We start from the raw sequence: 6,795 nt of genomic DNA on the forward strand, positions 1-6,795 counted from the left end.
GGTTCCGCAAACGGGCTATCGCCGGTAGAGTTTGAGAAACAAAATTTCCAACGGCTCAGGAGTATCTAGAGGAGCCGGAGCGATTCAAAGGTAGAGTTGACTGTGTGGTCGATTTTATGCGACGAAGCAAGTCGGGTGCAGTTTAATTACCTCCAGCAAACATATTGGAAAGTTAAATGAAAATAAGCATTGTCATCCCTGCGCATAATGAAGAAAAATATACTAATCGATGCCTTTCATCAATAAATGATCAGGCAATTCCAAAAAATCTGGAAGTTGAAATAATCGTAATTTTAAATAGATGTACAGACAAAACTAAAGAAATTGCGCAAACCTATGGCGCCACTATCTTGTCTAATAACTCAAAAAATATTTCAGCAATAAAAATATAGGGATTGCTCATGCAAAAAGCGAATGGGTGATCACAATTGATGCCGACAGCTGGATGTCGAAGGGTGTGCTAGCCGAAATATACCGGTACGCCAATAATCCAAACGCTCTTGGAGGTGGCATACGAATAAAACCTGAACGATTATCTCTTGGAATAGCTGTTGGTTACGGCATGATGTTGGTCCCCGCATTTTTTCTTGGTTTATCCTTTGGTTTGTATTGGTTTAAAAAATCAGATTTTGATGCTATCGGCGGATTCGATGAAAGACGGCATATTGCAGAAGATGTTGATTTTCTTAGAAGATTAAAGTTGCATGGCCGCAAAACCAGAAGACGACACAAAATCATATCACTTGAATCGGTAACGACATCCTGTAGGAGGTTTGATGAATTTGGAGATTGGCATTTTGTTCGTATTTTTGGCAATCCCTTTCGCATTTATCGAGCCATTTCCGGAGAGGAGCGAGAGTATCTCGATAAAAATTGGTATGAAGTTAAGCGATAGCATGACACCCTCTAGTATTGAGTAGCACGTATCTAAATCAGTTACACATGAAGAAACCGTTCAGCGTAAACTGCACATATCCACATTCATCTATGAGATCGAATGTGGCGAAACCGACTGGAGGGGCTGGTGCACAGAATCATTTCAAGCAACCCTGTACGGTATAGAAAACTGACCAGAGTAATCGGACTACTGTGCTCAACTGTTATGATCCTTACCGTGTGGGTAGGTCAACATGAGCACAACCCCCTATGGAATGGAACTCTTTTGGCTTTCTCTATCCTTGCGCCACTTGTAATTGGCATCAAGCACTACTTCGCTACGAACGATCTCGCGGAGGAGGTCTGGGAAACCAGTCGCGGCCTGCTGGTCAAATATCATGGTCGGAAGGGCTTGATTTCTTGGTCAAGCATCTCGCAGATCAGGGCCCCCTTTGGCTATGAGCCCGACGAAGTCGTACCCATCATTGCGTTGCGCTTGAAACGACCAGGATGCTGGGGACATGAAGTCCGCTTTCTTGCACACTTGGAACAATCTAATGCCGTCGAGTTGGAAAGGGTCGTGACTAGGCTGGCTACTAAAGCGGGCTGCCTGTTTGTAAAGACGTGATCCGGTCCTGCTGTTGGCCAGCGCAACAGCGGCCGCCCAAGTTTATATCTGTATCGATCAGCAAACTGGTCGGCCCAGCTATAGCAACTACCCTGACTGTACGATGATAAGTGTAGGCAAACAGTACCTGACCAAAGAGCGTGTCCGGAATTGTGTGTAAACCAGCCACTCACCACTCATCGATTGAAAGGCAGCTTAGGCCGAAACTACGCCAATCTCTGTCACCTCGTCTTGCTGGGAGCCAGCGATGAAGTCGTTTTAAACCAAGGAATGCAGGGTTTTGGCCAGCAGGTCTAGTTTCGGAAGGTTCGCTGATGAAGCAGGCGTTACCAGATAGTAGCCATACTCACCGCTATGCCACTGGGGAAATGGCATGACTAAGGTGCCCTGGCTCAGCTGATCCTGAAATAATCGTGGGTCTGCCAACGCAATACCGTAACCCTGAGTGGCTGCATTGACTGCCGCGTCCAGGGAATCGAAAAACAGGTGCTGCCCCGGCATGGGGGCCGCCGCATAGGTTTGCCACCAGGATTGCCATTCTTGCTGGCTACCATTGGCGTGGATCAGTCGATAGTGTGCCATGTCCGCTGGCACCTGTAGATCCAACGACAGCTCGGCCCTGCACATCGGGGTGAGTTGCTCGGGAAACAGCTGCGCAGACCTCAGCCCTTCCCATTGCCCGTTACCGCGCGCAATCATGGCATCAAAATCGCCACTGCCGAACTCAGGACGATCAATCACCTTGGTGCTGATTTCCAGCAGGATACCTGACAAGCACTGCTGGATGACGTACAGCCGGGGCAGGAACCAGCGCAAGGCGAAGGTGGAAGGCAAACGTAGCCGGATACGGTCAGGCTGCAGCTGGGAGTCGCAGGAAAAACTACTCAAGTCACCCAGCGTTTTGCTCGCCACGGCATACAGGCGCTCGGCATAAGGAGTCATGCTCATGCCGCTGGGTGTGCGATGGAATAGCACCTGCTGATAAAACTGTTCCAGCTGTTGAATCTGTCGACTAACCGCCCCCTGGGTACGGCATAGCTGCCGAGCAGCTCGGGTGAGGCTTCCCAGACTCGCTACCGCGACAAAGGCTTGCAAGCCCATCATGGACGGCAAAGGCCGGGTCAAGATAGCAAGGGGGTATGCATCCTTTGCATCCCCCTGTTCAAAATTAGTCGATATACCGCTCACGATCATCCTTGCTAAGGTCTGGCTTCCAAGCAGAAATAGGTGAAACCGATGTCTGATGCAGAAGCAAACAAATTTTCCGGGATACTGAAAGAGTACCTGCACCAACTTGAACAGGGCAATGTAGACGGCGTTGTGTCCTTATTTTCCACCGATGCCCGCATCTACTCGCCCTTGCTGGGCTGGGTGACTCCCCGGCCATTTTATTCAAAACTGGCCGATGCATCCGGCAATAGCAGTATTACCTTGCTGGATATTTTCCAGAGCACACAAGGCAATCGCACTGCAAACGCCTATTTCCGCTATGACTGGGTACTACGAGATGGCAGCAAGGTCCGTTTCGATTGCGTCGATGTCTTTGACTTTAATGCGCAAGGCCTGATTGAGAAGTTGGTCATTATTTACGATACACATCAGATCCGCGCTGACTTGGGAGACCGGTTTGTATAGTGTGAATTCCAGATCTGGTTCGCAAACGTTGCAAGTAGCGTAGCCAAAGAAGTCAGGATAGTCAGCACAAAAGACTGGCTGCTTCATTCAGCGAAGCAGCCAGTTTTCGCAATCACCGTAAACGGCAGCTCTGGCCGACCAGCTGCCTTCACACTTAGAGCAGTGGCAGGCCGTCGGCCAAGGCGGTCATTAATGGCAATGTGATAGCATGGCTGCTATCAGCCAGAAGCTCACAGCGAGTGTTGCTAATCTAATCGAATAGTCTGAATGTGAAGCGGAAGTTGGTTAAAACGCTTCCCCGCTATTCGTAACGCGCTGACTGATAACAATCTTCAATAGCCTCAATGGCCACGGCGACTCCATTCTCTTTAGAAATGGACTCACCAAGTGCCTTTGCTCGATGAGCCTGGTCAGGGTTCGCAAGCGTCTTTGTGATCGCGCTGCTTAGCTTCGACGAATTTAGCCCCTTTCGTTGCAGTGTGGGTCCAGCGACACCTAATCGCTCTAATTCTTCTCCCCAAAAAAACTGGTCTGAAACGTGCGCAACAATAATCGCCGGACGGCCTGCTCTGAGCGCTGACTGCGTAGTACCAGCCCCCCCATGATGAACGATGACCGAACAACACGGAAAAAGTTGTCGATAATCTGCCCACGCAAATGCAAGGAAGTGCCTATCGTTCGGTACTAGATGAAGCAATGCCTCAGGCAATTGGATAACGGCTCTCTTGCCAAGTTGTCGTACTGCATCTAACCAAATCTGCACAGTCTCCTTTGCATATTCAATCGCACTCGCGAGCATCATGCTGCCAAAGCCGATGAAGATAGGCGGCTCTCCATCGTGGACAAATGTTTTCAATGGCACAGGGAGTGGTAGTTCTAAGGTCGGCTTCACTGCATTGATGAATCCAGTTACAACGTGCTGACTCGGCCAATCGCTAGGCCTCTGACAAATTGACGGGCTCACTGCCAGGAGGTTAAGTCGTTTACTCGTCCACGCTTCAGACATGGTGTCGTTTACTGGCGGTAATCCAGCGCGCTGGCGCTGCCCGTTGTAGCGAGGCAAGAAAACCCTGTTAACAATCGCTCCTGCAAGTCGCCATCCCAAGGCATAGGACCATGTGCCCCAATCCGGCAAGCCGGGGGCTTGGTGTGTTCGAGTTGGGACACAATTGTGGACGATTGCGAGTGTAACGGCCGGCTTACCCGCCAGTTCCGCAGCAATTTGCAACGGATATGCAAAGAAGTGGCCAACCACAATGTCACTGCTTACTACCAAATCAGTCGCGGCCGTAAGCATCTTCTCTGCGACGGGGTCGTAGCCATATCGTAGGACCAGCTCAACCTGCTTTAATGGATTACCAATCTGGATAATCCTTCGCCATATGTCATCGAGGTCAGAACCATCTGCTGGTAACGGCATAGGCACGCTAACGAGTTCAAATCCCGCTTCTCTTGCGTGCTGAGTGTAATCACGACCGACGTTATCAGTAACGACCAAGGTCACGATATGCCCTTTTTCGACCAGACCGGTGGCTAGAGCAAGAAAAGGCGCGATGTCGCCCTCGCTCCCCCAGGCTTGAAGACCTATTTTCATGTTGTGCCTCGCTTGACTTCTGCACCATCAAGGAAAAGGGAAAGCATTTCTGCAAAGAACATTTCGGGTCCTGGTTCCTCGCTCGCAAGCCATCTCAGTGTCGCAGCCAGATACATGTGCCGCAGGTAGTGCGCCAACATTTCAAGGTCGTTTTTATCGTCAGCATTCGACGCCGGGCATTCAATGAGGGCTACGAAAAAAGCTTGTAAGGGGTGTACCTCATGGGAATGGGCGAGGGACTGCCGAATGCCATGCAAGACGACCGGCAAGAGTAGCGTCTTCTTAGGGGCGGCCCATTTTGCAAACACATCGAACACATAGGCTAAGCGTTCGCGCCGACCAGAGATTTTTGTAGCGCGCCCTAGTAGCTCTAACGCGCCAGCAGAAAATTCGTCAGCGAAGCAGGCATCGAGAATAGCTGCCTTATCGTCGAAATGGTTGTAAAGACTCGTGCGTGAAACCGCTGCCGCAAGAGCAATCTCTTCCATCGATACAGCATCATACGACCCGCCGGTCAGCAGCGGAAATGCGGCCAACATGATTTTCTGTCGCGTAGCTTCGACTTGCTTTACGCGTTTTCGACCTTCCATGGACATATCACCAATCATTTAACTTGAACATTGTATAAGTTAAATGATTGGGCTCGCAATACGCAGGTAGCATATGGTTTTGCTTCTCTGTACTAGCCGCCAACGACTGCTCACGGTCGATAGTGGTCATTGGCGTAAACTTGAGCCAATGACCGCTAAGGCCGAACTACCGACGCGACACCGCGTGTTAATTTCACCATCGAGAGTGCATCAGGGCATTGACTGGTGTGCTTGTTGCCGCGACAGTCGAGGAATATGCTTTATGGATTCAAGACTGATGACGTGATCGGAGGCCAGTGAGTGGTACTGATACACAACGATCTAGACAAGAAGGTCTCACCGGTTGTGGCATTCATTGCCGGAATAGCAATGGGATTGTGTGGTGTAGCCTTTGGTGCAGCGGCTCTCTGTCTGCTTTACCTCGAAGTTCACGAAAAACTACCGTTTGAGCTTAATCTGGCACTGCTGTCATTTGCTTTAATGGCTGTTTTTTGCCTGCGCTCTGCATGGCGCTTGCTGATGAGCAAGGGGCAAGGAAACATTATTGGCTGGTTTGGGAAAGTATGCGTTGGTGTCCTTCTGCTCACTGCTAGCGGGATATACGCATTTGCTCCAGATCTTCGAGCCCACAGTCATGGCCGCTCACTTCTTAGCAGTGCATTCGGTACTGCTGTGGTATTTTTTCTGACAGGTACCGCTGCCATTAAGCTTGGTTTGAAGCAGCGTAGAAAAGGGCTGGGCTATCTGGAGCCTGGAGATCAAACCCCCATCCCTGCAGCAACAATCAAGCAGCCATCAGATCTGCCACCTACTGCCTGATGGCTGATGGCTGATGGCTGATGGCTGATTATCTAATCCCCTCCCCTTGGCTTACCAGGCAACCTCAACGCCTGCGGTATTAATCAACCGCTGTAATACCCAACCCTTTCCTCCGTTTTCTCTTCTCATGTGCTGCGCCCAATACCGCTCATGAAGCGCATGCCCGAAGATGTTACGGCCCTGGCCAACCTGTTGACGGTAGTCGGTAACCAGGTCAGCTTTGCCGATGCCCAGTCGCTAACGGCTACTCAGCTGCTGCTGGCTTGTACCAGGCCGGGAATCGGCGATCCGACCACCGGTTTCTTGGCTGCATACACCACGGCGAAGGACTGATCGATATCAAGCCATTGCGCCAGATAGCGCCAACCAGCCTGGTCAACTTCAACAGCTCAGGCACTACCCCGGCTATCAGCTGAGGATATTAACGTTGCCAGTATTACCAAAGCCACCACTGGACATGACCGGGTTAATTTTGCGACCCGGATGGCCAATATAAACTTGTAGTGACTGGCTCACCGACGAGTGCCGGGTTGACCGACGCCAGCGGCATCTTGCGGGTACGCGGAAGGGGATGACTGAGGACTATGTGGAGATTGTTACTGGACCTGGCGGCGCAACTTCACTATCCGACTACGACACCATCAGCGTGATGA

Annotated in this window: 9 protein-coding genes; 6 read left to right on the forward strand and 3 right to left on the reverse strand. The window is 50.7% G+C overall.

Translation table 11 applies throughout. The features are described 5' to 3' along the window. The first annotated feature begins 176 nt into the window (after positions 1-176). From EAY64_RS20805 to EAY64_RS20890, 3 genes are all read left to right on the forward strand, one after another. Positions 177-392: a glycosyltransferase family 2 protein gene (locus EAY64_RS20805; RefSeq protein WP_103526345.1), complete on the forward strand. Its 216-nt coding sequence runs from the start codon at positions 177-179 to the stop codon at positions 390-392. A gap of 26 nt (positions 393-418) precedes the next feature. Continuing rightward, positions 419-895, forward strand: coding sequence for a glycosyltransferase family protein (locus tag EAY64_RS19365; RefSeq protein ID WP_255424556.1), 477 nt, complete (start codon positions 419-421; stop codon positions 893-895). 622 nt (positions 896-1,517) lie between these two features. Beyond that, positions 1,518-1,664 carry a hypothetical protein gene (locus tag EAY64_RS20890; protein ID WP_158604739.1) on the forward strand — a complete coding sequence of 49 codons (147 nt, stop codon included), beginning with the start codon at positions 1,518-1,520 and terminating at the stop codon, positions 1,662-1,664. Positions 1,665-1,762: 98 nt separating this feature from the next. Here the strand turns inward: EAY64_RS20890 and EAY64_RS19380 are convergent, their stop codons facing one another. Next, positions 1,763-2,692, reverse strand: a complete 930-nt coding sequence (locus tag EAY64_RS19380) for a LysR substrate-binding domain-containing protein (RefSeq protein WP_158604740.1) — start codon at positions 2,690-2,692, stop codon at positions 1,763-1,765. Positions 2,693-2,740: 48 nt separating this feature from the next. On the opposite strand from EAY64_RS19380, the gene EAY64_RS19385 reads away from it, so the two are divergent. After that, positions 2,741-3,139, forward strand: a complete 399-nt coding sequence (locus EAY64_RS19385; protein ID WP_199734497.1) for a nuclear transport factor 2 family protein — start codon at positions 2,741-2,743, stop codon at positions 3,137-3,139. Between the two features lie 301 nt (positions 3,140-3,440). On the opposite strand, the gene EAY64_RS19390 is transcribed toward EAY64_RS19385, so the two are convergent. After that, on the reverse strand, positions 3,441-4,733 hold the full coding sequence (locus tag EAY64_RS19390; RefSeq protein ID WP_103526350.1) for a glycosyltransferase: 1,293 nt from the start codon (positions 4,731-4,733) through the stop codon (positions 3,441-3,443). After that, complete coding sequence (locus EAY64_RS19395; protein WP_158604741.1) at positions 4,730-5,323, reverse strand: TetR/AcrR family transcriptional regulator; 594 nt, start codon at positions 5,321-5,323, stop codon at positions 4,730-4,732. Before EAY64_RS19395 ends, EAY64_RS19390 begins: the two co-directional genes overlap by 4 nt. A 300-nt stretch (positions 5,324-5,623) precedes the next feature. Here EAY64_RS19395 and EAY64_RS20310 point away from each other — a divergent pair, with 300 nt between their 5' ends. Together EAY64_RS20310 and EAY64_RS20465 are read left to right on the forward strand one after the other, a co-directional pair. After that, entirely contained in the window at positions 5,624-6,142 is a 519-nt protein-coding gene (locus EAY64_RS20310) for a hypothetical protein (RefSeq protein ID WP_147456252.1), read from the forward strand. A 159-nt stretch (positions 6,143-6,301) separates the two neighbouring features. Then, complete coding sequence (locus EAY64_RS20465) at positions 6,302-6,475, forward strand: hypothetical protein (RefSeq protein WP_158604742.1); 174 nt, start codon at positions 6,302-6,304, stop codon at positions 6,473-6,475. Positions 6,476-6,795: the final 320 nt, after the last annotated feature.

Origin of the sequence: Aquitalea palustris (genome assembly GCF_003693445.1) — a bacterium.
In the GTDB taxonomy this organism is placed as follows: Bacteria; Pseudomonadota; Gammaproteobacteria; order Burkholderiales; family Chromobacteriaceae; genus Aquitalea; species Aquitalea palustris.

What these genes read in the sequence shown, in the direction of transcription:
- EAY64_RS20805 (WP_103526345.1), top strand. Translation starts at nt 177, where the DNA reads ATGAAAATAAGCATTGTCATCCCTGCGCATAATGAAGAAAAATATACT.
- EAY64_RS19385 (WP_199734497.1), top strand. Translation starts at nt 2,741, where the DNA reads ATGTCTGATGCAGAAGCAAACAAATTTTCCGGGATACTGAAAGAGTAC.
- EAY64_RS19390 (WP_103526350.1), bottom strand. Translation starts at nt 4,733, where the DNA reads ATGAAAATAGGTCTTCAAGCCTGGGGGAGCGAGGGCGACATCGCGCCT.
- EAY64_RS19395 (WP_158604741.1), bottom strand. Translation starts at nt 5,323, where the DNA reads ATGGAAGGTCGAAAACGCGTAAAGCAAGTCGAAGCTACGCGACAGAAA.
- EAY64_RS20465 (WP_158604742.1), top strand. Translation starts at nt 6,302, where the DNA reads ATGCCCGAAGATGTTACGGCCCTGGCCAACCTGTTGACGGTAGTCGGT.